The sequence below is a fragment of the Candidatus Francisella endociliophora genome (genome assembly GCF_000764555.1).
GTDB classification, from domain to species: domain Bacteria; phylum Pseudomonadota; class Gammaproteobacteria; order Francisellales; family Francisellaceae; genus Francisella; species Francisella endociliophora.
This window is the reverse complement of the sequence record NZ_CP009574.1, coordinates 1,339,379-1,365,296: the sequence shown is the minus strand read 5'-3', so window position 1 is coordinate 1,365,296 and position 25,918 is coordinate 1,339,379. Positions and strand designations below refer to the sequence as shown.

The following is a 25,918-nucleotide window of genomic DNA, read 5'->3' as shown; positions in this document are numbered from 1 at the left end:
TTGACAAAAAAGTACAATGTATGCAAAATACTTTAGCTATTAAATTTATATATTTATGTTTCTTGAAATCCCCCCAAAGAAACAGATAACTATAAAAAAGTAAAAAAATTAAAACTGGAGAATCAAATTGGCTAACTCAAAACAAGCAAAAAAAAGAATCGTTCAAGCTGAAAGAAATCGTCAACACAATGTTGCTCGTCGCTCTGTAATGAGAACTTTCTTAAAGAAAACAACTAACGCTATCGAAAAAGGTGATGTTGAAGCAGCTAAAGCAAGCTTCACTAAAGTTGTTTCTTTACTAGACAAATATGCAACAAAAGGGCTTATCCATAAGAATAAAGCTGCTAGACATAAGTCTCGTCTAAGTGCTAAAATCAAAGCTCTTTCTGCTGCTTAATTATTTAATCTATCGTTTTTCTATAACATCTCTTATTATTATTTTTTCTACTACTCTGCTATTGTGAGCAAGAGTAGGATTTTAAATAACTTGAAATCTCTTTGTAGTAGTTGGATTATCTCTACTAGGCTATCGAATAATATAACTACTGAACTTTATTTTGTTTTATGAGGTATAGTTAATACAACACTGTCAAAATCATAATAACTAGCAAAGCCCTTATTTCTCCAATCACTTTTTAAAGGTGTTATATCATCAAAGTAAATAAACTTATAACTCGTATCTAATAAAGCATTGTAATTAATTGGAAACGATGCGTCTTTTATATCATGCTGGTGATAATAGCCAATAAGCTGTTGTCTCTGTGATTCATAGTTATGCAATGATATGTATGCCGCGAAGACCTGACTTAATTGAAAAGCAAGAACAATTCCTAAAAGCCAAAATAATTTACTAAAAATCTCGACTAATCTTACAACAAAAATATTTTTAGATCGATATACTAAATCTAAAATAACTAAGAAAAATAACACATAGTAGATCATAAGAACTCTTTGATTAAGCCCACCATACTGCCCAACAACTGGTGCTAAAACAAATAATGAAACAACAAGAGCTACGAAATAAACAACTTTTGATTTAATATTAATATCCTTATCTACTAGTAATAGTAGTGCTATAACAGCTATCATATAATGAAGTAGCTTAGCATACGGATGATACATCAATAATTGCCACATAAAATGAATATTTTGCAATAATCCAATATCTCTCGAACCAGCTAAAACATCCAATCTTTTATAGTTACCTGGAGCTGCTGCCAATATAACTCCACCAACAACAAGAGCTACAAAAAAATAAATAATATCTTTATTAATTGGCTTATTATTAAGTTTCCTTTCTAAGAAATATGCAATAGCCAAAACTACTAAAACACCAACATATATCTCATTATACAAACCAATAAACAATCCTGTAAAAAGGCTAAATATAATAGAACTTTTCTGCTTATTAAAAATAAAGTAGTAATACCCCACAAGCAGTACAACACCCCAAAAATATTGTATCGCGGCAGTTTTCCATAAAGCATTACCTATTACACCTGAGTATAAAAATATAAAACAAAAGAAAAATAAAAAACACACAAACTGCTTTGAGCTTAACTCATATTTATCTCTAGTAACCAACTTAAAACTAAAAACTGTAAATATACTAAATATAATAGAGTTAATAACATCCACAAAGAATAAACTAACTATAAGATGATCTTTATTCAAAAGAAAATAAGCTAAAAATTCTGCAGACACTCTGCCTGTCCAGCGAAAATATTGATTATAAATAGTACTAAACAAATCTCCTCGTGTTAAAGCAGAAGCTGATAATCTACCAAAATCGTCAGCAAAAATAGGCTGACAAAAATTTAAGAATAAAAAGATTACTGCTATAACAGTAAGTATCAATACATTTAATGTATGCTGTTTTCTCATCGTTTACTCCATCATAGCCTTTTATTAAAAAGTTTAAAAGACTGGTTCTTTTGTAGGAGGGTTATAATTTCCTGAAATACCTATAAGTTTATCTTGGTTATTGAAAGTCAAAACAAGCTTTGATTCATCAAAAATGCTATCTTGCATATGTCTTTTATAAGTATTGATATAAATATATTGATTAGGATTAAATGTATCTACAATATCTGGAGACCCTAATATATAAACAACCTCACTCTTTGTCATATTTGGTTTTATATCGAAAAGTTTTTTATCTTTTATTTCTTTACCTTGAGGGACAGGTGCTGTATACGGAGTTATAATCCCGCAAGCTGATAAAGTAAAAACACTAAAAACTAAAGCTAAATATTTCGTTATCTTTTTGCAATTCATTATTAATCTTCTAAACCTGCAAATAGCTTTTGATCGATAATATCACACAGACAATGAATTATAAGTAAGTGATTCTCTTGAATATTTGCTATATTATTTGATGGGACTCTCAACTCAATATCCTCTGGGATATACATGTTTTGCAATCTTCCACCACCAGCTCCTGTTAAAGCTATTACTTTCATCTCAAGATCATGTGCTTCTTCAACAGCTTTTAATATATTTTCAGAATTTCCACTTGTAGAAATCACTAATAGAATGTCTTCTTCATTTCCTAGAGCTGCCACTTGTTTAGAAAAAATCTCTGAGTATCCATAATAATTACCAATAGCGGTAATTGTTGACATGTCTCCAGTTAAAGATACTGCTGGCAGAGGGGGTCTCTCCATCTCAAATTGATTTAATAGTTTTGATGAAAAGTGTTGTGCAATAGCTCCTGACCCTCCATTACCACAAACTAATATTTTACCTCCATTTTCCAAGCATGAGACCATTGCCTTTCCAGCCTGTACAATAGCTGGCGGTAATACATTAGCTGTTTCAATTTTTGCCTGTATACTACTTTCGAAATAATCATTAACCTTATCTAGAGAAGTCATAGTTAGTTCAAACAATATTTTTAGCTTAGAAGAATTTTACTATATTAAAAACTTTAAGGCTAGAGAATTCACCTACTGATAAAAAGCCTACACTTTTTGATAAGAAAACTTATTAAAAGTAATTATTAGAACTATACAAACTATTGGAAAAATACAAGACATCACAACTAATCTCAGAAAATACTCAAAAGGTAAGTATCCCATTATACTTACTGCGATCACAGCTAACCCCATATTTATAAAATTCGTTGCCCCAGCTGCATTTGCCTTATCTGCTATTGCATTAGATGCGATATGCGATGCTACTGGATATATAAACCCAAGAGTGAAATACATAAACGCAGCCGCTATAAAAAACATCAAAGCAGATAAAATCCCAATTTCTCTAATACATAAAAGCAAGAAAAAAGTTAATAAGAATGTGGCTAAAGAAATTATCAAAATTTTAATGGGATTAAAAAGATTTACCACTTTTGCAGAAATAAACGATCCTGCCAAAATACCAACCATTGTAATAATATTATACAAACCAAACTGTGCACTAGTAAAATTAAAAAGTTGCTTAGTTATAAAAGGCCCAGCTGCTGTATAGCAATAACTAAAAGTAGCCACCGTTCCGAGTGTGAGAGAAAATATCACAAGTTTAACACTACTTAAAGCATCTCTATAACCTTTTACAATAGAACTAATGCTAATACTACTTTTTTCTTCTTGTTCACTATTTTGATACAAGAAGCTTAACCCTAGCATTATTACACCCTGTATTAATAAGACATAGAAGCAGTAATTCCAATGACTATAGTAATTAATCATTCCACCAATAAAAATTGCAGATATTGCAGATAATGTAAATGAAATGCCTGCAAAAGAAAGTGCTACTTTTGCTTTATGATGATCTACAGAATGATTCAAAATGATAAATGTGCATATCAAACCAGCAGAGGCCCCCAAAGCAGTTATCAATCTCCCAATAAGCAAAACAGGCATAGATAATAAATAACCACCAAATATACAAATGACAATACCTACGAGATTTATAAGCAATCCTATACGCAGTGTCGTGACCTCACCATATTTCTTTGCTATCGGACCATAGATAACCTGCCCTGACACATAACCAATAAGAAATATACTTACTAACCATTCAACCTGACCAGAACTTAATGACATTTGTGTAGATATATATGGTAAAGCCGGATTAATAATAACAGCTGAACCACTTGCTATGCTTATATAGCTTAGCAAGATTATAATTTTATAATTTCTCATCTTAAAACCATATTTATTGTTTTGCAGATATATTAAACAAAGTATAATATTTTACAATACTCAATATAATCAACCATTGTTAAATACAGCTCAACAAATGAAATTAAAGAAAATCCCAATTAGCCAACTAGAAACTTTTTATTTTCTAGTGAATAACAATAGCTTCACAAAAGCTGCTCATGAACTAGGTATAACAAAGTCTGCTATTAGCCACGCTATTAAATCTCTAGAGGCTGAACTAAAAGTCGACTTAATTAACAGAACCACTAGATCTTTTGAATTAACTCATGAAGGACAGCTTTTATATAGTCACTGTTTAAGTTTACAAAATGAGATAGATAATATCAGAAATTTAACAGATTCTTTTCATGCGGAACCATCTGGTGTTTTAAGAATAAATACTACAACATTTTTTGCTGAACAAACTTTATTGCCGATAATAGATAAATATACTAAAAAATTTCCGAAAGTTAGAATCGAGATAAATATTGAAGAAAGATTGCCATCATATCAGCAACAAATAGATATAATTTTTGGAGTAAACTGGACACCGTCTGATGACTTAGTAGCAAGAAAAATTACTAATACTCGCTATATATTATGTGCAAGCCCTGAGTACTTAACAAGTTATGGAACTCCCAAAAACCTCCAAGATTTAATCAACCATAGATACATACCTCACACATCTAGAGATAGAGCTATTGTTTCTACAAAAGCAAATACTCATATAAAAATAAGCAAGCCACAGATCAGTGCTGACAATGCTTTCTTATTAAAAAAATGTGCTTTAGATGGATTAGGCATCATACAGGTTCATGAATATATCGTAAAAGAAGAGTTAGAAAATGGAAAATTAGTAGAAATCTTATCTGATGAGCTGCTTGAGAAGCAGGATGTTTTTATGTACTATCAAAAAAACAAGTTTGTCCAACCCAAAATAAAGGAATTTGTTGCGGTAGTTTTAGAAAGTCTAAATCTATAAAGCTATGATTGCCTTTGACCGAATAGGCTACTACCAATTCTTACCGTAGTACTACCATACCGTATAGCCAATTTATAATCAGAACTCATTCCCATAGATAGTTTTTCTAGTTGATATTCTTTTGATACCTTTGAATTAACTTCATCAAAAAAACTCTTCATCTTTTCAAAGCTTTTTTGTGGAGTGCTTGTTTTTGCAGGAATGCACATTAACCCAACAATTTTTATACCCTCAAGATTCTTTGTTTGATTTATACAATCTATAACCTCATCCAATTGTGTTGATTTAAATCCTGACTTATTATGATCATCATCAATATTTATCTGTAAAAAAATATCTATAGCTTTTCCAAGTTGAATCGTAGCTTTATTAATTTTTTCAAGATGTTCAATTTTTTCTACGCTTTGGATTGAATCAACATATTTAGCAATATGCTTTATCTTACGAGATTGTAAAGATCCAATAAAATGCCAACTTAGATTTGGTAATTCTTGAGCTTTTTGTTCTAATTCCTGAAAATAGTTCTCACCAAAATCCTTTTGCCCTAAGCTTGCTAGATATTTTATTTTTTCAATAGACTGATACTTACTAACTGCGAGTAAGCTAGCCTTATTATCAATATTCTGGGCAACCTCTTCGTATGCATTTCTAATGAACTCTTTATCTATCATCTGCTTTTCTCATAATGATAAGATTTCTTTCAGCATTCAGAAAAGGAACTTTTATACTATGCTTTTGCACATTTAAAGGCAACTTTTCTAAATTTTGCTCTTCTAAATCAGGGCCTTTCATTGCGAGCATTTGATTATCATCAGTCAAGAACTGTTTACATAGCTCATAAAAAGTATCTACAGAACTAAATGCTCTTGAAATAATGTTATCAAAGTTTCCGCTTAAACCTTCAACACGGGTATTTAGTGGATTAATATTATTAAGCTTCAGGTTTTTTTTGACATTTTTTAGAAACATAATTTTCTTACCGACACTATCAACTAGAGTAAACTGATGCTCTGGATATAATATAGCCAGAACCAACATCTATCGTTGAGTTACCCTTGATATACTTAGCTACTGATAGACTATCGAATAAATGCTTAACCAACATATCATCTATCTTTTTGATAGCCGTCATATTGTAAACTTTATTCCATTTTTCTAAAAGCGTTAAATAATCCACCCACAAGTCTATCTGCTTCTTAGTTACTTGGATTTCAAGTTCTATTAATGCTTGATTGATTTTGTCTCTCATACTATCCATTTTGTAGCAATAAAAATATTTATATAAGCTATAATAACTATATTATAAGCTTTTAATCAGATAGTTGGGATTGTAATTTCTAACTTTAACGTAAAAATAATATGATTTTATCTAGAAAATTTGGCGCCGCAATGATTATATCTGGCACATGTATCGGTGCTGGTATGCTTGCAATACCTGCTACTGTTGCCAGTTGTGGCTTTTTTATAGGTTCTATACTCATCATTTGTATCTGGGCTTTGATGACTTTTACAGCTTTGGTACTAGCTGAAGTAAATTTAAAGATGCAAGATGGTGCAAACTTTATAGAGATGACTAGCAAAACATTAGGTCCCATAGGTGTTGGTATCGTTTGGGTTTGCTACATACTACTTCTATACTCTCTTGTCGCGGCATATACTGTTGGAGGGGGCTCATTAATATCTACCACCTTAGGCAATATAGGAGTTGATTTATCAGAGAAAGTAACTGGTGTGATATTTATATTAATCTTAGGTATATTCATATATATAAGTACAAGAATAGTTGATCATGTTAATAAGGTAATGCTTACAGGCAAACTTCTAGCATTCTTCTTATTAATTGTTGTACTTATCCCACATATATCAACGAACCATCTAGGATATCAAATAAAAAACTCTAATTTTATTTGGGCTGCTTTTCCTATACTTTTAACATCTTTTGGATTTCATCACATCATACCAACACTTAGAACATATGTTGGTTCAAATAGAAAATCTCTTCGCCAAGCCATAATAGTTGGTAGCACAATACCTTTAGTTATATATTTATTATGGATCTTTGCAACCCTAGGCTCTTTACCAGTTGCTACTCCAACTGGGATATTAGGTAAACAATCTGGAGAAATTACATCTGTAATCATTAGTCATTTTCATGGTAGCTCAGGATATATTTCAACAATATCTTTTTTATTTGGTTTTTTTGCTTTAGCAACATCTTTTCTTGGTGTGGCACTTGGTCTATTCGACTTTAACCGTAGTACATATAAAATCTCAAAAAACCTACACAAACATAAGATACTTGCTTTTATCATCACATTTTTACCTGCGTATATTTATGCGATTGTCTACCCAGATGGCTTCAAGACAGCTTTAGGCTATGCAAGTATATTTGTAGCAGTTCTACAAGTTGCACTACCAGTGCTTATGCTTTGGGTTATAAATTACCGCAAGGACAAGGCTCTCTTAAGCACTTCTGTTTTAACAGTGATCATTGTAGCCGTAGCAATATTTATAATAATTTTACAAATTTTAAGCTCTTTTAATTTGCTACCTATGCTGAACTAAATTCTATGGTTTTTGACTTTCATATTGTAAGTTAACAAAATAACAATTCCAACAAAAATTGGTAGAACAACTGAAGGGAACAACATCAAAGTATAGTTATGTCCGGAAATATTAACCCAAACTACACCTGCGGCATTTCCTATCACAAACATTGTCATACAAGTTGCAAAAAAAGGTATCTTCCAAACATTTGATTTATCACCACGAAGAACCCTTCCTATCTCAATACCTAAGTCTGTAGTAGTCCCTGTCATATGAGTAGTACGTGCAAAGCCTCCAAAAAAAATAGTTGTAAAGCTGTTTTGCATACCCATTGCAACTGCTAGAAATAAATCATCAATAATACGGTGATTACTAAAAATATCTATTAATAATGTACCTGTAAGCATTACAGCACTTTGTAGCACTAATGTTTTAGTATGGTCTTCTGAGATTACATAAGCATCCGTTTTCATAAGAACGCCATTCACAGCAGCTCCCACAACGAATCCAAAGACCAGAATCGCAACTTTGTACATAAACACCCAATCAGCACCTGCCATGCTATGGCCTAAAATTCTTAAGTTCCCAGACATTACCGCCACACTGGCACCAAAAGAATTATACAAAACTACGCTATCAATCCAGCCAGTGTTAAATATCAATATAACTGTAACAAAATAGGTAAAAGCCATTTTTTTCGTAAACACTTTATTTAACTCCTCCTTTAGCGTTTAAGAATTATTATATAGGCTTTATAAGAAAAATCATTTTTTAATTTTATCTTCTTTGACTTGATCTTTTATCAAACTTTTCATTCCTTTAGCTCTCGTAGATAAAGTCTTAGCTAGAGAAATTTTCTTTGTAAGTATTTGAGCTAATCCCATTTTACCTCCTTTAAATATAAAGTTACCCCATTTATTTTTTAGATTTTTCAAAAAGGGGAAAGATCAAATATACAAAGAAGTTATTTTTTTGTCAATATTTACTTCAATAGCTTTTGTATAATTTCATCAAACTTTTCTGAGGGTAAAAATTTTAATTTAGTATTAGCTTCCTTCAAAGATATGTCTTTATCATAAGCATAGTGTGCTAATTTTGAAGCATTATCATAACCAATTGTCGGTGTTAGTGCCGTTACAAGCATTAATGAATTATGCACAAACTCATCGATTCTTTTTTTATTTGGCTGCATACCTGCAAGTAAATAATCTGAGAAATTTTTCATGCTATCAGATAACATACTTACCGACTGGATAATATTAAAAATCATCAAAGGCTTATACACATTCATTTCAAGCAGCCCTCCTGATCCAGCCATTGACACGGCAACATCAAACCCCATGACTTGTGCTGCTACCATAGTCATAGCTTCACATTGAGTAGGATTAACCTTACCAGGCATAATAGATGACCCTGGCTCATTCTCAGGTAATATTAATTCAAATAAGCCAGCTCTTGGACCGCAACTAAGAATGCGAAGATCATTGGCAATCTTAAATAAAGAATTTGCTAAAACCTTAATAGTAGCCATCAAAGCTACTAAAGCATCATGAGAGCCTTGCACCTCATACTTATTATCAGCTGTCACAAAAGGAAGTCCTGTAATTTCTGCAATATTCTTTGCCACATCCTCAGCAAAACCTTTGGGTGCATTTATGCCTGTACCAATCGCAGTACCACCAAGAGCAAGCTCGTAAACATCATGCAATGCATACTCTATACGTATGATATTTTTTTCAAGCATTGCAGCATAGCCACCAAACTCATCTCCTAACCTCATAGGAACAGCATCTTGCATATGCGTTCTACCAATTTTTGTTATATCTTGCCAAGCTACTGTTTTATCATATAAATGCTTTTTCATATATTTAGCTGCAGGAATTAACTTTTCTGTTACAGCTATTGCTGACGCAATATTCATAGCTGTTGGGAAACTATCATTAGATGATTGAGATTTGTTAACATCATCATTTGGATGAAGAGGTTTCTTTGAACCTAAAGCATATCCAGATATTTCACTCGCTTTATTTGCTATAACCTCATTTACATTCATATTTAATTGAGTACCACTACCAGTCATCCACACATGCAAAGGAAAATGCTGATCTAGCTTACCTACTAATATTTCATCAGCAACTTTGATTATTAGATCTCTTTTTTCTTGAGATAAAATACCTAAGTTACAATTGGTTATTGCTGAAGCTTTTTTAACAATTGCCATTGCCTTAACAACTTCTAATGGCATTTTATCATTACCAATAGAGAAATATTTCAGGGATCTTTGAGTTTGTGCTCCCCAATACTTATCATTTGGAACACTTATTTGCCCCATGCTATCAGTCTCTACTCGCATAAAATTTACCCTTTTTTGACAATACGACTATGGTTTAAATCTAACACTTTTATGTTAAAGTAAGAAGAGTAAATACGACGAAACTATATAATCAAATTAACTTTATAAAGGTGAACTTCATGCAAACATTGGATGCTATCAAAACTCGTAAATGTGTTAGGGAGTTTTTGGATAAAGAAATTCCTGATGAGGTGTTAAAAGAGCTGTTTGAAGCTGCCAAATGGACTCCTTCAAGTAAAAATACTCAACCTTGGAAGGTTGCTGTCGTTAGCGGTCAAAAGAAAAAAAGTTTAATGAATAAACTCTTAGCCGCTTGTGACAATCGTGAAAAGCCAAGAATGGAATACGATTATGATAATGAAGCTCCTCTAGATGGTGAACTAAAAGAAAGAGCCGTCAAATGTGGCCATGACCTTTACACAGCATTAGGAATTGATAGAGAAGACAAACAAAGACGTATTGGTCAATGGAAAAAGAACTATGTATCTTTTAATTCTCCAACAGCAATATTTGTCTTTAAACACCCAGATACTGGTATTAGTGGCTATATGGATTGTGGCATGCTTATACAATCAATCATGCTTGCCGCTCTTGATTTAGGTTTAACTACTTGTCCACAAGCATCTCTTGGCCACTATCCTGATATTGTCAAAAAAGAGTTAACAGGATTTAATGACTATACTCTACTATGTGGCATTGCTATTGGTTATGAAGACACAGCTGCAGATGTAAATAACTATAGAACAAAAAGAGAAGCCGTAGAAAACATAGTTAAATTCTTTTAAAACTTTAGTAATTCTAGACGTAGTGATATCATTGAATTATATGTATATGACATAGTAGTAATAGCTTATGAATGTAATTAATAAAGATATTATCGAAGCAACTCGCTACTTCTTAAAGATAGTTGAACTTGGCTCATATAGTTCTGTAAAAAAATTTTACAACGTTGAGCTAAACACTATAAAAAATAAAGTAGAAGCCCTTGAAACATATCTAGATATAAAACTTCTCAGAAATATACAAAATCGTATTTCTCCAACTAGCGATGGTATGAAATATTTCCATTCTTGTAATAAAATTTTCAAGGATATGGAAAACACTATCACAAACGTTAAACGTAGTGGTTTTAGACAAAGACAGTCAATTAAAGTTCTTGGTTCCCCATTATTTATTAAGGTGATTATTGATCTAGCTTTACCGCAAATACAACAAATTAATGAAGATTCTTTTAACTTTGCGTTAGATAGTTACCAAATAGATAATCTAAATGGTAGCCAGTATCAGTTTGATTCCTATAGTGTGATACAGATATTTAATAAACATCTTGAATTTTTAGACCTTGATGATTGGATTGTTTGCTCATCAGTAGATGCAGTGAAGATACCAGCATACCTATATGCTCACAAAGATATTGCTGAAAATTTGCATAATAACCCAGAAGAAATATTAAACACCTCTCTTGTATTTAATAGATATGATTTTACCCTAGGAATCACTGAGTTTAAAAATAAGAATAAGATTTATAAATTTAACCTAGATAATGTTAAATACACTGTTGACAATGAGATACAAAAGGCAAATTTACTTAAAAGTGAAAAGGTTGTCAGCTTTATGCCACAGTTCTACTATGATGCTGTATTAAAAGAATCCGATGTTGTTGAGAAAATAGAAGGAGTTGAAATAGATTACCCTCTAGAACCTCATCTAATACTTGTTTATAAGCACTCTAAATATAAAAATGAGCTACTAAATATTGTTAGAACTGGGCTTAAAAAAATACAACAGCAATATGAATAATAAATATTTTCCTAACTCTTTGATCTCAGTAAATAATTCTCAATTATAGCTACTACCGCATGCCCAAAAATCACACCTAAGCCTACGTAGGCGAAAGTTTCGTGTAGCTCTTTTATTCCAATAACATTTGCTCTTGGCATTACATCAAGCATTGTCGGTAAGCCAAAAGGTATAATATATGTGCCCTTTGCACTAATAATAGCCCAGCCCAACACAGACATCAAAATTAACCATAAATATAAAAACACATGAACACTTCTTGCTAAGAACGATCTAAAGCTATTATAAAAAAGTCTCTGACCAATAATAGGAAAAACTATAAACTTTCTCAACACCAATCTTATTATCGTCAAGAATAAAACAAGAAAGCCAATGTATAAATGAGATGTTTTCATTACATCATGGAATAAAGTATGTTTGCCAAATGAACTTCTAAATTCTATTGAGATAAATGCTAGAAATATAAGTATAACTGTTGCCCAGTGTATATAAGCCATGATTCTATTTATTTTGGTTTGCATAAAAAAGAAAAGGTATAGAATAATAGAAAATGATTATAATAGTTTTATATTCTAAGAGAAGTTTTATATGACGTATTATTAAAAATTCCCAAATAAGTTATATAAAATAGTATAAATAATACATGTAACAATAATGCATGCTGGAATCGTCAAAATCCAAGCTGTTGCCATTTTTTTAACTACTTTCCAGTTAACTCCAGCATCTGCATATCCAGCACCCATAATAGATCCTGACGCAACTTGGGTTGTACTAACAGGTAAACCTATATGTGAAGCTCCTAACACTAATATTCCTGAACTTAATTCTGCTGAGACTGCGTTTACGGGCTCAAGTTTTGATAACTTAGCACTTAGGGTTTTAATAATCTTTTTACCACCTGATAGAGTCCCAAGACCCATTGCTGTACCACATAATATAATAACCCAATCAGGCACTTGTGTAGTTTGTACAAGGCCAGCACTTAAAAGAGCTAGTGTAATTATAGACATGGTTTTTTGAGCATCATTAGAACCGTGTGAGAAAGATAATAAACTTGTAGATAAAACCTGCATCTCTCTAATATATTTATTAGTTGTTCTAACTCTAAAATACCTCATAAATATATTCAGTAAAGCAATACATATTATCAAAGCAACAAAAAATGCTATAACAGGTGAACTAACCATAGGTATTAAAACTTTATTTACTACCGTCATATAATTAACATCCTGATAGCTTGAGCCAATAATCACAGCTCCAACAAGTGAACCAATTAAAGCATGTGAAGAACTTGAAGGAATCCCAAAACTCCAAGTAAAGAAGTTCCAACTAATAGCCCCTAACAATGCTGAAATTAAAACGATATCTGTAACAACACTAGTATCAACAAGACCTTTTGAGATTGTTGCAGCAACAGCTGTTCCAAAAAATGCTCCCAAAAAGTTAAAAAATGCTGCTAGCCCTATTGCTTGATATGGTGTTAAAGATTTTGTTGCTATCGGCGTTGCCACCACATTTGCAGCATCATGGAAACCATTGGTAAATTCAAAAAACAAAGCTACAATAATAATAGCTATAAGTACTGATGTAATCATTCTATATACCTTTTTTGCTAAACTTCTTTAACATGTATTCTCATAATTGATTCTGCTACAGATGTACAAGTTGAGATAGCATTTTCTATAGCTTTATATATATCTTTCACTTTCATTATAAATATCACATCAGCCTCTTCATAATGTGAGAATTTCTTTAAAGCATGAGCTAAATCTTCTAGAACATTCTCATCAAGTCCTGTAAGTCTTACATATAGACTCTTTAACTCTTTATTGTCGCCTTTAACAAAAGCTTTCATCATATCATCAAGCACTTTTGTCATTTTACGCAATGTTTCTACACAGTTTGCTAAATATAAATTTACATTACCTCTTTCTTCCTCCATTAAAATTTGCATATATCTATGAATCTTAACTATTCTTTTATTAAGCTTTAGAAGTAAGGTAATAATGTTATGCAACTCAACCCTATCAATAGGAGTCACAAAATAGCGTGCTAATTCATGATCCATTTTATTAGCAACTTCTACTGTTACACTTCTAGTCATTCTTAGCTCTTCAGCAAGCTCAGATATCGTTAGAGCATCCTCTTCTTTAACTAACTTATCGAGCAACTTAGCAGAATCCTCAACAGACTCAGTTGCTTCAATCATTAATTCAAAAAATATCTTATCCTGACTAGGAATCAAACTTTTTACTAGCTTGCGTAACATTTATGCGGTCTCCTTGTTGCACTTTTAGCTGTTTACAATTGAAAGTTTATAATAAAGAAATAGATAATGACAACAAGAAATCACTAAAAAAAAATTATGGAAAAAAGTATTGTTTTCTAACATACTTTTGAAATATAATAATTACCCACCTAATAGAAATATTAAGTAATTTCACAAAAAAACCAATAGGTTAAATTAAAATATCAAAAAATAAAAGTTCTTTCTCACTTTTAAGAAAAAAAATTCATATACAAAGTAATAACCCATACTACGAACTCAATAGAAAAAGATATAAAAACAAGGGTTGCGCCCACATCTTTGGCTTTTTTGGCTAAAATATGATAATCAGTTGTAACAAGATCAACTACTCTCTCAATAGCACTATTAACTATCTCTGAATATATTGGCAGAAATGATACTGCCTGAAGCACAAATTTTGATATTAGAGTTAATGGCAACGACCAAACTATTATTGTCAAAATCACAAATAGCAATATTTGTAGTCTGAGAGATTTTTCTGTTTTTAAAATATCAACTAAACCACTAAGAGCATAACTAGTATTTTTAAATAAAGTGTACTTAGGCTTATTAAGCATTGTTATTTCTCACTTCTACAGTTTGCAAATATATCTAATTTAGGACTATATGCCTTAGTTTTAATATTCATAAGCCCTAAGAAAGAATCAAATACATTATCTTGTGAGTATACACCTTTATTTTTAGATTCTTTTACAAGACATGCTTTATTAAGCTGATTGTCTTTTAAAAAGCTAGGTGAAAACCACATTATCCAAGGTACTCTCTTTTGATATAAAGGAGCTATACCATACGGAGCTGCATGTAAATATAGACCATCTTCACCAAGAGACTCACCATGATCAGAGATATAAACCATCGCACTATCATACTCATTTGCTATCTTATCAGTTTTTAAAGTATCAATAACCTGGGAGAGTATATAGTCTGTATATCTAATTGTATTATCATAAGTATTTACTAACTCTTTTCTATTACATGCATTAATATCGCCCTGATCACATGTAGGTGTGAACTTTTTGAAATCATCAGGATACCTTTGATAGTAAGTAGGGCCATGACTCCCTACTACATGAAGAACAATAACTTTACTCTTACCATCATCATTCTTTGCTAAATTTTCTTTTAATTCTTTGACCAGCACTGAATCATAGCAGAAACCTCCTGCATTACTACCTTTACAATCATCAGTATTTATATATATATTTTCGATGCGTTTACATACACCTATATATCTACAGTCATAACCATTATTGTTATACCATGTAACATCCAGCCCTGCTTTTTTCATAATATCCATGACATTATCTCTTGCAGCAGCTTCTCTAGCATTATAATCAACTCGTGACATATTTGATAACATACAAGGTACTGATAATGCTGTATATGTTCCGCATGATGCGACACCTGGCAAAGATATGACACCTAAATTCTTAGTATATGGATTTGTACCTCTATCATAACCATCATATTCATAGTTTTGCATTCTAGCTGTTTCACCAAGCACGAACACTAAGAGATTTGGTTTATCTGCTTTTTTTACCTCTTTAGCACCATCACCTATTGGCTGATAAGGTAACGGAGGAATAAACTTCTCAGCTATAATCGCAGATGTTATTCCAACATAGATTATTGGATTAGGATAATCACCTAACTCATTATGATTTCTAAAGAATGGGAATATTGTTTTTACATTTGTAATCAAAATAATAACTACAAGAATCAAAGTACCTGTAATATTTACTATTCTGATTAATAGACCCTTACTAAATTTAGGGTAAATAATTTTCACCCTAAGTAACATTCCAATGGGTAATACACCAAAAAAAATAAAGCTTACAACACTTCCTATTGAAAAATAGGATAACGCCTCATGAGTATTTGTATCAAATATACTTTCAACTACTCCATAGGTAAATGTGATTCCCAGGAACATCTCAGCATAAAAAACTATCGCACCAATAGCTATCAAAATAACCATCAAAGGCTTAAAAATATAGCGGAAGTTAATAAGATTAAATAGTAAAAAGAAAGCTAAAAAACATACTGCAAAACAACTAACTATAAACCATATACTATATGTACTATCTTGCCCGATATCTTCAAAAAACTTTACAATCAATGGAATGTTATAAATATACCCAAATAAGACGCTTAAAATAACAGTTACTTTATAAACCCCTATTTGCTTAGGAAATATTTTTTTAATCACGCAGCTGCCCTATATCTATTTAAAATGATATCCTTGTTTAGATAATATACTTAGATCATGCTTATTTCAAAGTTAATTTTTCAGGTATAATATTGCAAAACTTTTACAAAGCTTAAATTTAAGATAGAAGCTGAGCTATTTTCATCTTTTCGATATTGGCTTTTTCTAATTCAATTTCTACAAACCTGATTTTAGCTCCAGGAGCAAATTGAGAAAGTTTATTCAAATCAGGTTCAATGGCATTCGCAATACGAGGATAACCTCCTACTGTTTGGCGATGTCTCATAAGTACTATTGGACCACTAGGTGCCAACTGTATAGTTCCATCCGCGACAGGCTGAGATATCATTTCAATCTGTTGAGTATCAAGAGTTGGTCCATCTAGAGAGAGACCCATTTGACTAGAGTTAGATGAAATACTCCAAGTATTTTCAAAAAAAGAATTATCTCTTAAAATATTGTACTCTGGACCTCTTAATACTCTTATAACATTATTTTTATAATTCTGCTTTATATAATCGTCTAATTCTTGTGACCTCTTATTACCCAGCAAATATTGACTATCAAGATTTGCCTCAATAGCAATGATAATTGTTCGAAAACCTTTCTTAATCCCAGAAAAGTCTATAGTTTCACCCCCTCTAATTTCAAACACTTGGTTGTATACAACATCTTGTATTCCAACTTTTGTAGTCTCGTATGATGCTCCAGTAATAACCACATATAAATCTTGATTTGCAATGATCTTACTTGGATATATCATTTCTACTGCTTGAAATTGACTCGGCTTATCAAGAAGTTTATAAGCTATTGAAAAGCTTAATTGATCCTGAGCACCTTGTGGAGATACTCCTCTGTCTTGCACTCCATAATGTCTTAACGCAACTGGAAAACCAAGCCCTCCTTTTATAGAAAAATGCTCTTTCATAATGTTAACCTTTATTACTGTATAACTCTTTAGCTAATTCTAAAGCTATCGCACTATCAGAATGTATACAAATTGTCTGAGACTCAAAAACTATCTGCTGAGCATTAACATCAATATAACCTCTTTGTAACTGTTTAAATTGCTTAACCGCTTTTTCAACATTATGAATTTCAGCATTTGGTTGACCTCGAGGAATAAGCATTGGATTTCCATTAATATCAAGTTGATACCCTCTCTCAGCAAAACTCTCTTTAATAACTTTAATACCACTAGCTCGTGCATACTTTTTTACTTTACCAAATGGACTAAGTACTAGCTCTTGAATATTATTTTTAACACACCATGACACAAATACTTTAGCAAGCTCTTCATTAACATTAAGCTCATTATACAAAGCACCATGAGGTTTTATAGCCTTTACCTGATCATCGAAAAGAGTAAACTGCTTATCAAATGATTGGCATAGTTCAGCATTCTCTATTTCAATAACCTTTCTACCAAAATTTTCTTTATCTGGGTAAGAAATATGAGCCGTTATTTTTACATTGTTTTGCTTACATAAGTTTACATAGTAATCAACACTTTGCTTATCCCCAGCATGACCACCACAAGCTATATTTGCCATATCTATATAACTAACAAGTTGATCATCTACTGGATGAGCAACGCCTCTTTCTCCTAGGTCACAATTTATTAAAAGCATTATATCTCCTTAAAAATTATTTTATCGCCAGCACAAAAACTCTTAAAGTCTCTGAAATCAGAATGTCCTATAATATTCCAACCGCTTGGTGATTGTTCAGGAAAAATTGTTGTTTGCGAACCCCCAATGCCTATAGAGCCTGCTGGTATTCTATTCCTTGGTGTTGCTAAACGAGGCAAATTAATACTCTTATCCAAACCTAATAAATACGGGAAATATGGTTTAAACCCTAGCATAGCAATATGATATTCAACTTGAGTGTGCCTTTTGATAATTTCTGACTCACTCAAACCTAAAATCCCAGAAGCTTTTTGTAAATCTTCACCATTATACTTAACCGCAATATAATGCGTTTTAGGTTCTAGTTGCTGACTATAGTCAACTATTTTGATTCTAGTTAAAATAGCTTCTTTTAAACTCGACAGATCATCATAATCAAAGTGAAAAGCTATAGAATTATAAGTAGGAACAATATCAAAAATCTGATACTTACTACAAAATTCTGAATCTTTAATTATCTCTTTATAGATACTTAAAACTACTAAATTATCTTCCAAGCAAAGCCTATCACTAACCTTATAAATGAAACAGCTCTCATTTAGAAAATGATACTCCATGAATATTGAGCTCCTATATAATAGAATGTTATTTGATTTTATAGCTTATTTGCCATTTATAATAGAGTTTTTCAAAGTTTCAGGCTCAAATTTATATAGCGTAATTAAACCAACTATAGCACTTAGACTTATCATACCAACAGCCATATAATCAGAAACAGCATGTGCCAAGAAGAAACATAAGAAAGGTAACAATCCACCAAACACACCAAACCCAATATTATAAGCTAGTGCAAAACCGGTATAACGAATCTCTTGAGGTAAACACTCTGTGAAAAGCACCATAATATTACCATAAAATATACCAAAGATTGCACCCATTGTTATGAAAAAGACAATCAAAAGATCGCTATTTGCTTTATACAAAGCATACATTGGCAATGATAATATAAGCATCAAAACTAGACCTGTAGCTGTGACTGTTTTTATTTTAAATTTCTTAGTTAACATCGCAGCAATATTACATGTGATAATAAACATTATTATGCTAACAGTTGTAAGTATAGCGACATCAACATGTGTTTGATGTAAGATCTTTTTGATAATATTTGGCAAAATAGTTATCTGGAAGTAAGCAACAACAGCACCAGGGAAACATAGTAAAATCATATAGACTAAACTTTTATAATTTTGTATAACCACTTTTGCTAACTTAACATCGGATTTCTCTGGCTTCTCCTCATCTCCACTATGTTTAATAAAAAAAGATAAAACAACCAAAATAATTGCTATGGCAAAAAGTATTCTCCAACCACCATTCATCATAAGCTCATCGGATATAAAATATCTAATAACTTGGAAAGTAACAATTGCTAATAAAATACCGCCAAAAGCACTTGTAATGACATTAACTCCTGCCTTTGCCTTACCTACTAGCGTTGATTCTGCTTCAACGAGAATTACAACCGACCCACTATACTGACCACCTATAGCAATTCCTTGTAAAACCCTGAAAGAAACTAGTAGTAACGGAGCTAGTAGCCCTATCGTTGCATAAGATGGTAACAATGCCATACCTACAGTAGGGACACCCATAAAAAATGCTGCCCAAGCTAATGCTGTAGAACGACTTTTTTTATCTCCTATATAACCAAAGATAATACCTCCCAATGGACGAGCTAAAAACCCTGCAGCAAAAGCTCCAAAGGCTGCCAAAAATTTGGCGAAATTATCTCCTGGGAAAAATGCTGCTCCAATGTAACCAGCACAAAAAGAGTAAACAGTAAACTCATACCATTCAGCAGAGCTCGCTAAAAGCACTAATATTTTTTTCATATCAAATTGAATTTATAAGATTAGTACTTTATTTATAATATATTTTTTCAGAGAAATATACTGCTATAGTATTAATTAAGATGATTTTTCTAAATTTCAGATAACACTTTTCCTAATAATAAGAGTTTTTTATTTAAGTCTTACAACTAAAATATCCATACTTGCTTCATGAAGAATACTATTAGCTGTAGCTCCTAAGAAAAATCTACCAATAGCACTTCTTCTGTGGCTGCCAACAATAACCAAATCATTACCATTCTCTTCAGCCTTTTCTAAAACACTGTTAGAAATACCACCAATTAATACAGATTTTTCACCATTGATACCATTCTTCTCGGCAAACTTCTCTAATGCATCTTCAACCTTATCAGTTTCATATGTCATTAATGAAATACTATCATTAGGGATAACAAAAGCTGTGTCTAATCTAGAATCATATAGCTTAGCAACTTCTTTTGCCTTATCAACTACTGTACAAGAATCACCTTCTAGATCAGTTGGTACAAGAATCTTCTTATAATCATGCGCTCTAGCACTAGCTTTTTCATCATCACTTACTCGTACTGTTAACACATCGCACTTAGCTTTATGTAGTACAGCATTTGCCACAGAACCTAAAAGCAAGTTGACACCATGTGTCGCATGAGAACCCATAACAATCACATCACATTCAGTTTCTTCAGCATAAGCAACAATCTCTGCTGCAGGATTTCCTACTAAAACCTCATGCTTGATTTCAACATCATGTTCAACTTTTATTTTACTTACAAGCTTATCCAAAGCCTCTTTAGCTTCTTCCTCTATAGAATGTTGAAAATCAACAATTGACGGAGCAAAAGGCGCTACACAATCAATTACTGTAACAATCTTTAAAGCTTCTGTCTTATTTTTCTTAGCAAAAGCTACTGCTGAGTTAATCACAACATCCGCATTCTCATAAACATTCACTGCTAATAAAACTTTTTTATATGCCATAATGACTCTCCAATTTTGTTCTTCCTTCAAATTCCATTATAACAAACAAAAATAAAAAAGCATTTAATTAAATATCAATTTTTGCTTTTATAAATCGCTTTAAAATATTGCCAAATCTCATTAGTTAAATGCTCTTTTAACTGAAAGGTATATTTAACTACTTTATATAGATTTTTGATCTCCTCAGCCTTTTGGCACTTGGCGACTAATCCCATGTACATGTATTCATCATTTTTATTAACTCGGGCAAATACTAAAATCTTATAATTATTTGTTGCTAAGTTTCCTTCTACCACATCTGCTAGAGATTTTCCTTTTTTTGAAAAATATGTAAATAAGCTTCTAGAAACAAATTTATTATCATGATAAGTAAACTTTTTTTCCTCATCAAAAGTCATAAATAAAAGAGCGGTACTATCAAAAACCCTATACCCTGAAAGGTTTACACCCCCGTTTGTGTAATCTTGATTAAGTAAGTGAGCAATATCTTTTTTGGAGTATTTTGAATATAGAGCTAGTTTATCAGAAGCATTTGAAGAATATTTCTTAGAATAAATCAGCTTGTTATACGCTATTAGGTCTTTTATCTGAGCATATAAAAATTCATTTTGTAGTACTACTTCTGATACTGCCAAAAACACACGTTTATCATCAATAAAAATCAAAGGCTCATAATCTTGTCTTCCTGCATTTACTTTAAATATTTCTAATGATAAATGTTTCAAAGCATTCTCAAAACTAACTTTATCAAAGCTTGTCAGCTGTTTTGTAACTAGATCTTCCAACTTGTCTAAACAGATACTTTTACTCTCTAGCAAAATTTCTAAAATCAATATTTCATAAAGCCTTTTTGCAGGAGTAAATTCTTTTGAGATGAATTTCAGAATACTGTACTCTCTAGTGCTAAGGAAGTTTTTAACTTCTTTAAAAGCTAAGAGAATATCATAATAAGTATCTTTTGCTGAAAGTATCACTTCTGATGAGATAAAATTATATTTTTCAAAATCTGCTAAGCTTGGTATTCTACCAAGCTCTTTTTTGAGTTGTTTATAATCTCTTTTGATATTTTTTAACTGTGAAAAATTAGTTTTCTGGATATTTTTATAAATTAATTCTTTAGCAATACTGCTAAATGTTATCGTACTTTTACCTGCTAGATAGTTATTAGGAGCGACAACAAATTTCTTTAACTCATCTTTGTCATAGCTATTATCACCACTAAGAGCAACTGGTATCAGAAAATTATTCTCATAGTTTGCAATAAAGTCTAAGACTACAACAAATTTTTTATCTCTAAATTTACGCAGCCCTCTACCAAGTTGTTGAATATAAACAATCGCACTTTGTGTTGGTCGTAAGAGTACAACTTGATTTACACAAGGAATATCAACACCCTCGTTAAAAATATCAACCGTAACAATCACTTCAAGCTGACTTGACTCAAGTCCCAATATCGTTGTCTCTCTTACACTTTCAGAATCTTGACTTGTCAAAGCCTTAGATTTGATTCCCTTTGCTGTCAGTTTTAGAGAGAGCTCTTTTGCCTCTTCAACATTACTAACAAACATTAAAGCACAACGATGGTCTCCACTATAACCATAGAAATCCATTTTCTTGATAATGTGCTCTACTCGAGCTTCAGTTACTAATTTTGAGAAATCCTTTGCCAAAACTTTTTCTGAATCAAGAAAAAAGTCCTCTATAGCAAAATAATGAAACGGACATAGAAAATCTTGTTCTAGTGCTTGATGTAACCTAATTTCATAAGCGATATTGTAATCAAAAAGCTTAAATATATCAGCATCATCTGTCCTCTCAGGTGTTGCTGTCATACCTAACAAAAATTTAGGTTGGAAATATTCTAGTACTCTCTTATAACTTTGTGCTTCGGCGTGATGAACTTCATCAATGATGATGTAATCAAAATCATCTTTTTTTAATTTAGCTAATACGCTTGGATTTTTAAGAGTTTGGATCGTAGCAAATAAATAATCCGCTGATGATTTATCTGATCCCGTATACAAACCTAAACTTTTCTTTTTAATAACCTTTGAAAAAGTTTCTTTAGCTTTAATTGCTATATTTGTTCGATGCACAATAAACAAACAACGTTCTGGTTTAAATGCAGCAACATCAAATGCACTTAAAAAAGTTTTACCAGTACCCGTGGCACTGATTATTAGAGCTTTATCTAAACCTTGCATCCTCATGTTTTTAAGATTTCCCAAGGCTTCTTCTTGAACAGCATTTGGACTTATGATGCCACTTTCACTTATTGAAAAACTTTTAACTCTTGGGAAGTTTTTTATACTTTGATAAACCTGCCTATAATCCTCTAAAATATCTTTAGCAGGTTTTGCTAGCTTAAAGAGTTTATCAAACTCTCCCAGCACCTGCATTACTGTAGCATCTGTGTTACTTGCTTCAAATAGTAGATTCCATTCATTATTTATGGTTAAAGCTGATTGAGTTAAATTTGAGCTTCCAATCATCATTCGCCAGTTTTTATCATTACGAAAGAAAAAACCCTTTGCATGAAAATTTTCACTATCAAGAACTCTTAACTCAATATTGTCAAACTCTAGTAGTTTTTCAAGAGCTTTTGGTTCCGTAAAATTTAGATAACAACCTGTTAAAATCTTACCTCTGATATTTGTATTTCTTAATTGATTTAATGCTTCTAATATACACACTACACCACTATAAGTTATAAAGGCTACACTTATGACAAATTCATCGCAACTCTCTAACTGATTAGTTATTTCTGTTATGACTTTAGAATTTTTTGAATTGGTTAGAAATTTATTAGAAGCTTGATACATTTTCTACATTTTTACAGGTACGCTAGAGTCAAGGTTAGATGAGCCTTTCTTGCTTTTACCCCAACAATATATTTCATTTGAGCCTTTTGCAACACCGCAAGTATAAGTTCTACCCATACTTAAGCGACTAAACTCAACATCTGTTTTAACTTTTTGTGGCTTAGCAAACTTGCCTTTTTCACCATTTCCAACTTCACCATTACTACCGTCTCCCCAACAGTAAGCATGACCGTTTTCATCAAGTGCACAAGCATAGTGCGCTTTTGTATAAACTTTCTTGAAATTAATGTCACTGGTTATATCAACTTTAAGAGGCTTTGATACTTTAGTCTTCTCAGTTTCGTTACCAAGCTGACCTCTTTTATTACTTCCCCAGCAGTATACATCGTCATTATCATCAAGAGCACAATTAAAATCATCTCCTTTAGAAACATTCTTAACTTCTTCAACATTCTTCAACTTTTGATAATTCTGCTCAATTTTCTTTCTTGCGCTGCTACTTCCACTATATTTAGATTTTTTGATCTTATAATCTCCACATGTTATTTGACCTGAGCCATCAAAGGAGCAGTTATAGTTTCTCGAATCATCCCCACTAAATTTATCATTATATTTTGATTTTTTAGCATCATCTCGATAGCTATCATTCTTATAAGCAAAATTATTTTCAGTAGAATGATCATAGTCATCAAAAAATGTCTGAGTAAAAGTATAACTAGCAAAAGAGCTACACCATAAAATCATTAAAAATGCTAAAACAATATTTCTTTTCATAAATAATTTTTAATATAAAACAACTTGTACAATCTTAAGCAATTATCTAACAAAATGCTAGCTCACTAAAAACTCTATAAGAATATTTTTTGTTCACTGATACGCAGAAACTTAAAGAATTTTTCTTCTTTAGTATAGTTTTGCATATCTATATAAGGATCTGTAATAAGAATTGGATAACACCCTGCTATCAAACAAGCTAAGCAGCCAGTTAACAACCTATCATCAACAAGAGCTAGCTCTCTAGGTTGGCAATCAACTAACTCTATAATTTTATTTAATCCATCTGGATATGGCTTTTTTGCAACTCCAGATATAAATCTAATTCCAGGATAATATTTTTTGAAGTAGTCTAATCTTTCTTGAGTTGGCTTGTTTGAGAGGATAAATATTCGCTCTTCTGCAAACTCTTTAACAAAATCATCTAACCATTTTATAACATCAGGATGCATTTCTGGTTTACCATGACTTGCCAAAACCCCATCAAAATCTAATGCCAAATACTTAATACCCTTTTTACTTATAAAATCTGGATTTAAATCTATGATGCAGTCTATACTTGCCCCCCCAGATAGATCTTTTAGCTTTTTTTTATACTTAAATATTTGCTTTGTTGTATACAAAATTCGCTGCAGCATACTATATGGATTTTTGAAATTATGTTTAATAAGTATAACAGTAAAACAATTACTTAATACAGAGAAGCCAAAACTTATTCACCTATTATTTAACATTGATAACTCATCAAAACTTTACAAACTTCATTAAAAGGCATATTCTTTAAATGTTCGGGTGTGAGAACCTAACAGAAAGTAGAGTGATACCTCTATAAGTGTATCCGTGGAAAAGATAGGGATAGCTATATCTATAGTTTTGCCTGCTATTTTTCCCATGACACCTTGATTAAACCTCTTTGTTTAATCGGGTGGAGTGAGAAATACAATAACCTTCACGGGTAAATACTCACTACTAGACTTTCTGCTAGTTCTCAACCACCCGGTCAATTTGAGATTAAACAGAAAGAGGTATAACACATGTTATATAAACAAATCCACCTATCAACTAGTTATGCTAGTTGTCCGATAGATGATCCCAATTATGCTTTATCAGTCGATACTTATATTATCAAAGAAGATAAACAAGATAGTTTGTTTATCGAGTTAGATAGTATATTTGAATATACTAATATCAAAGATATAGATAGTATAATTAATGAGATAAAAGCAGTTAAAACTGCTTTGCTTTATAAAGAAAATATTAACAATCAAACTAAAAGATTTGTTTATTACAAACATCTAAATCCAGCATTGGCAATTGCTCATTTTTATCTTAAAAAAAATGGTAATGATAGTAGTAAACTTAAAGATGCTATGGGGATATTGTATTTTAATATAGTCCTAGAGTGGAGAAAGCAAGATAGTGATTTAGTAAAATCTCTGGATTTGTTTTTTAGGTAAAACTCAATATTAAACCTTTGCAA

At 31.7% G+C, this 25,918-nt stretch carries 26 protein-coding genes and 1 pseudogene; 6 read left to right on the top strand and 21 right to left on the bottom strand.

From position 1 onward, the window contains the following. The first annotated feature begins 127 nt into the window (after window positions 1-127). Window positions 128-397 (top strand): 30S ribosomal protein S20, encoded by a 270-nt coding sequence (gene rpsT / locus QI37_RS06690; protein WP_040009807.1) that lies wholly within the window; start codon window positions 128-130, stop codon window positions 395-397. Between the two features lie 155 nt (window positions 398-552). On the opposite strand, the gene QI37_RS06685 is transcribed toward rpsT, so the two are convergent. The 4 genes from QI37_RS06685 to QI37_RS06670 all read right to left on the bottom strand — a co-directional run bounded on the left by QI37_RS06685 (window position 553) and on the right by QI37_RS06670 (window position 4,145). Beyond that, window positions 553-1,884 carry a DUF6056 family protein gene (locus QI37_RS06685; protein WP_040009804.1) on the bottom strand — a complete coding sequence of 444 codons (1,332 nt, stop codon included), beginning with the start codon at window positions 1,882-1,884 and terminating at the stop codon, window positions 553-555. 33 nt (window positions 1,885-1,917) lie between these two features. Further along, the gene (locus QI37_RS06680; RefSeq protein ID WP_040009801.1) at window positions 1,918-2,277 is read right to left on the bottom strand and encodes an outer membrane protein assembly factor BamE; all 360 of its coding nucleotides are present in this window, start codon (window positions 2,275-2,277) and stop codon (window positions 1,918-1,920) included. Between the two features lie 2 nt (window positions 2,278-2,279). Continuing rightward, window positions 2,280-2,876, bottom strand: coding sequence for a phosphoheptose isomerase (locus tag QI37_RS06675; RefSeq protein ID WP_040009798.1), 597 nt, complete (start codon window positions 2,874-2,876; stop codon window positions 2,280-2,282). An 87-nt stretch (window positions 2,877-2,963) separates the two neighbouring features. Further along, complete coding sequence (locus QI37_RS06670) at window positions 2,964-4,145, bottom strand: MFS transporter (protein ID WP_040009795.1); 1,182 nt, start codon at window positions 4,143-4,145, stop codon at window positions 2,964-2,966. Between the two features lie 97 nt (window positions 4,146-4,242). Here QI37_RS06670 and QI37_RS06665 point away from each other — a divergent pair, with 97 nt between their 5' ends. Continuing rightward, on the top strand, window positions 4,243-5,127 hold the full coding sequence (locus QI37_RS06665) for a LysR family transcriptional regulator (RefSeq protein WP_040009789.1): 885 nt from the start codon (window positions 4,243-4,245) through the stop codon (window positions 5,125-5,127). Between the two features lie 2 nt (window positions 5,128-5,129). On the opposite strand, the gene QI37_RS06660 is transcribed toward QI37_RS06665, so the two are convergent. Next, on the bottom strand, window positions 5,130-5,798 hold the full coding sequence (locus QI37_RS06660) for a YggS family pyridoxal phosphate-dependent enzyme (protein ID WP_040009787.1): 669 nt from the start codon (window positions 5,796-5,798) through the stop codon (window positions 5,130-5,132). Then, window positions 5,788-6,385 (bottom strand): annotated as a pseudogene (gene rsmG / locus QI37_RS06655) (16S rRNA (guanine(527)-N(7))-methyltransferase RsmG). The gene QI37_RS06660 and the pseudogene rsmG overlap by 11 nt, the downstream one beginning before the upstream one ends. Before the next feature lie 101 nt (window positions 6,386-6,486). On the opposite strand from rsmG, the gene QI37_RS06650 reads away from it, so the two are divergent. After that, complete coding sequence (locus QI37_RS06650; RefSeq protein WP_040009785.1) at window positions 6,487-7,692, top strand: amino acid permease; 1,206 nt, start codon at window positions 6,487-6,489, stop codon at window positions 7,690-7,692. On the opposite strand, the gene QI37_RS06645 is transcribed toward QI37_RS06650, so the two are convergent. Both QI37_RS06645 and fumC read right to left on the bottom strand, forming a co-directional pair. Then, window positions 7,689-8,381 carry a YoaK family protein gene (locus tag QI37_RS06645; RefSeq protein WP_040009783.1) on the bottom strand — a complete coding sequence of 231 codons (693 nt, stop codon included), beginning with the start codon at window positions 8,379-8,381 and terminating at the stop codon, window positions 7,689-7,691. The genes QI37_RS06650 and QI37_RS06645 overlap by 4 nt on opposite strands. Before the next feature lie 275 nt (window positions 8,382-8,656). Continuing rightward, on the bottom strand, window positions 8,657-10,027 hold the full coding sequence (gene fumC / locus QI37_RS06640) for a class II fumarate hydratase (RefSeq protein WP_040009781.1): 1,371 nt from the start codon (window positions 10,025-10,027) through the stop codon (window positions 8,657-8,659). Window positions 10,028-10,146: 119 nt separating this feature from the next. Here fumC and QI37_RS06635 point away from each other — a divergent pair, with 119 nt between their 5' ends. Together QI37_RS06635 and QI37_RS06630 are read left to right on the top strand one after the other, a co-directional pair. Next, window positions 10,147-10,812: a nitroreductase gene (locus QI37_RS06635; protein ID WP_040009778.1), complete on the top strand. Its 666-nt coding sequence runs from the start codon at window positions 10,147-10,149 to the stop codon at window positions 10,810-10,812. A gap of 67 nt (window positions 10,813-10,879) precedes the next feature. After that, entirely contained in the window at window positions 10,880-11,827 is a 948-nt protein-coding gene (locus QI37_RS06630; protein ID WP_040009775.1) for a LysR family transcriptional regulator, read from the top strand. An 11-nt stretch (window positions 11,828-11,838) separates the two neighbouring features. Here QI37_RS06630 and QI37_RS06625 read toward each other — a convergent pair whose 3' ends face one another. The 13 genes from QI37_RS06625 to QI37_RS06565 form a co-directional block, all read right to left on the bottom strand. Next, on the bottom strand, window positions 11,839-12,348 hold the full coding sequence (locus QI37_RS06625) for a cytochrome b (protein ID WP_081946991.1): 510 nt from the start codon (window positions 12,346-12,348) through the stop codon (window positions 11,839-11,841). 78 nt (window positions 12,349-12,426) lie between these two features. Further along, entirely contained in the window at window positions 12,427-13,422 is a 996-nt protein-coding gene (locus QI37_RS06620) for an inorganic phosphate transporter (protein WP_040009772.1), read from the bottom strand. A 17-nt stretch (window positions 13,423-13,439) separates the two neighbouring features. Further along, a complete protein-coding gene (locus QI37_RS06615; RefSeq protein ID WP_040009770.1) occupies window positions 13,440-14,096 on the bottom strand; it encodes a hypothetical protein in 657 nt (218 codons plus the stop codon). A gap of 230 nt (window positions 14,097-14,326) precedes the next feature. Next, window positions 14,327-14,692, bottom strand: a complete 366-nt coding sequence (locus QI37_RS06610) for a diacylglycerol kinase (protein ID WP_040009767.1) — start codon at window positions 14,690-14,692, stop codon at window positions 14,327-14,329. 2 nt (window positions 14,693-14,694) lie between these two features. Beyond that, complete coding sequence (locus QI37_RS06605) at window positions 14,695-16,344, bottom strand: phosphoethanolamine transferase (RefSeq protein WP_040009763.1); 1,650 nt, start codon at window positions 16,342-16,344, stop codon at window positions 14,695-14,697. Window positions 16,345-16,462: 118 nt separating this feature from the next. Then, window positions 16,463-17,272, bottom strand: coding sequence for a 5-oxoprolinase subunit C family protein (locus QI37_RS06600; RefSeq protein WP_040009761.1), 810 nt, complete (start codon window positions 17,270-17,272; stop codon window positions 16,463-16,465). 4 nt (window positions 17,273-17,276) lie between these two features. Then, the gene (locus QI37_RS06595; protein WP_040009760.1) at window positions 17,277-17,975 is read right to left on the bottom strand and encodes a 5-oxoprolinase subunit PxpA; all 699 of its coding nucleotides are present in this window, start codon (window positions 17,973-17,975) and stop codon (window positions 17,277-17,279) included. Further along, entirely contained in the window at window positions 17,975-18,592 is a 618-nt protein-coding gene (locus QI37_RS06590) for a 5-oxoprolinase subunit B family protein (protein WP_040009759.1), read from the bottom strand. The genes QI37_RS06595 and QI37_RS06590 overlap by 1 nt, the downstream gene beginning before the upstream one ends. 45 nt (window positions 18,593-18,637) lie before the next feature. Continuing rightward, the gene (locus QI37_RS06585; protein WP_081946990.1) at window positions 18,638-19,867 is read right to left on the bottom strand and encodes an MFS transporter; all 1,230 of its coding nucleotides are present in this window, start codon (window positions 19,865-19,867) and stop codon (window positions 18,638-18,640) included. A 129-nt stretch (window positions 19,868-19,996) separates the two neighbouring features. Then, window positions 19,997-20,842: a universal stress protein gene (locus QI37_RS06580; RefSeq protein WP_040009758.1), complete on the bottom strand. Its 846-nt coding sequence runs from the start codon at window positions 20,840-20,842 to the stop codon at window positions 19,997-19,999. A gap of 74 nt (window positions 20,843-20,916) precedes the next feature. Beyond that, on the bottom strand, window positions 20,917-23,664 hold the full coding sequence (locus QI37_RS06575; protein WP_040009756.1) for a DUF3427 domain-containing protein: 2,748 nt from the start codon (window positions 23,662-23,664) through the stop codon (window positions 20,917-20,919). A gap of 3 nt (window positions 23,665-23,667) precedes the next feature. Continuing rightward, window positions 23,668-24,438 carry an RCC1 domain-containing protein gene (locus QI37_RS06570; RefSeq protein ID WP_040009755.1) on the bottom strand — a complete coding sequence of 257 codons (771 nt, stop codon included), beginning with the start codon at window positions 24,436-24,438 and terminating at the stop codon, window positions 23,668-23,670. A gap of 74 nt (window positions 24,439-24,512) precedes the next feature. Continuing rightward, entirely contained in the window at window positions 24,513-25,076 is a 564-nt protein-coding gene (locus tag QI37_RS06565; RefSeq protein WP_040009754.1) for a YqeG family HAD IIIA-type phosphatase, read from the bottom strand. 396 nt (window positions 25,077-25,472) lie between these two features. Between QI37_RS06565 and QI37_RS06560 the strand changes: the two genes are divergently transcribed. Further along, window positions 25,473-25,895 (top strand): hypothetical protein, encoded by a 423-nt coding sequence (locus QI37_RS06560; RefSeq protein WP_040009751.1) that lies wholly within the window; start codon window positions 25,473-25,475, stop codon window positions 25,893-25,895. The last annotated feature ends 23 nt before the right edge of the window (window positions 25,896-25,918 follow it).

Coding starts and splice junctions, on each gene's coding strand:
- QI37_RS06685 (WP_040009804.1), bottom strand. CDS start 1,884: ATGAGAAAACAGCATACATTAAATGTATTGATACTTACTGTTATAGCA.
- QI37_RS06680 (WP_040009801.1), bottom strand. CDS start 2,277: ATGAATTGCAAAAAGATAACGAAATATTTAGCTTTAGTTTTTAGTGTT.
- QI37_RS06675 (WP_040009798.1), bottom strand. CDS start 2,876: ATGACTTCTCTAGATAAGGTTAATGATTATTTCGAAAGTAGTATACAG.
- QI37_RS06670 (WP_040009795.1), bottom strand. CDS start 4,145: ATGAGAAATTATAAAATTATAATCTTGCTAAGCTATATAAGCATAGCA.
- QI37_RS06665 (WP_040009789.1), top strand. CDS start 4,243: ATGAAATTAAAGAAAATCCCAATTAGCCAACTAGAAACTTTTTATTTT.
- QI37_RS06660 (WP_040009787.1), bottom strand. CDS start 5,798: ATGATAGATAAAGAGTTCATTAGAAATGCATACGAAGAGGTTGCCCAG.
- QI37_RS06650 (WP_040009785.1), top strand. CDS start 6,487: ATGATTTTATCTAGAAAATTTGGCGCCGCAATGATTATATCTGGCACA.
- fumC (WP_040009781.1), bottom strand. CDS start 10,027: ATGCGAGTAGAGACTGATAGCATGGGGCAAATAAGTGTTCCAAATGAT.
- QI37_RS06635 (WP_040009778.1), top strand. CDS start 10,147: ATGCAAACATTGGATGCTATCAAAACTCGTAAATGTGTTAGGGAGTTT.
- QI37_RS06630 (WP_040009775.1), top strand. CDS start 10,880: ATGAATGTAATTAATAAAGATATTATCGAAGCAACTCGCTACTTCTTA.
- QI37_RS06625 (WP_081946991.1), bottom strand. CDS start 12,348: ATGCAAACCAAAATAAATAGAATCATGGCTTATATACACTGGGCAACA.
- QI37_RS06620 (WP_040009772.1), bottom strand. CDS start 13,422: ATGATTACATCAGTACTTATAGCTATTATTATTGTAGCTTTGTTTTTT.
- QI37_RS06615 (WP_040009770.1), bottom strand. CDS start 14,096: ATGTTACGCAAGCTAGTAAAAAGTTTGATTCCTAGTCAGGATAAGATA.
- QI37_RS06610 (WP_040009767.1), bottom strand. CDS start 14,692: ATGCTTAATAAGCCTAAGTACACTTTATTTAAAAATACTAGTTATGCT.
- QI37_RS06600 (WP_040009761.1), bottom strand. CDS start 17,272: ATGAAAGAGCATTTTTCTATAAAAGGAGGGCTTGGTTTTCCAGTTGCG.
- QI37_RS06595 (WP_040009760.1), bottom strand. CDS start 17,975: ATGCTTTTAATAAATTGTGACCTAGGAGAAAGAGGCGTTGCTCATCCA.
- QI37_RS06590 (WP_040009759.1), bottom strand. CDS start 18,592: ATGGAGTATCATTTTCTAAATGAGAGCTGTTTCATTTATAAGGTTAGT.
- QI37_RS06585 (WP_081946990.1), bottom strand. CDS start 19,867: ATGAAAAAAATATTAGTGCTTTTAGCGAGCTCTGCTGAATGGTATGAG.
- QI37_RS06580 (WP_040009758.1), bottom strand. CDS start 20,842: ATGGCATATAAAAAAGTTTTATTAGCAGTGAATGTTTATGAGAATGCG.
- QI37_RS06575 (WP_040009756.1), bottom strand. CDS start 23,664: ATGTATCAAGCTTCTAATAAATTTCTAACCAATTCAAAAAATTCTAAA.
- QI37_RS06570 (WP_040009755.1), bottom strand. CDS start 24,438: ATGAAAAGAAATATTGTTTTAGCATTTTTAATGATTTTATGGTGTAGC.
- QI37_RS06565 (WP_040009754.1), bottom strand. CDS start 25,076: ATGCTGCAGCGAATTTTGTATACAACAAAGCAAATATTTAAGTATAAA.
- QI37_RS06560 (WP_040009751.1), top strand. CDS start 25,473: ATGTTATATAAACAAATCCACCTATCAACTAGTTATGCTAGTTGTCCG.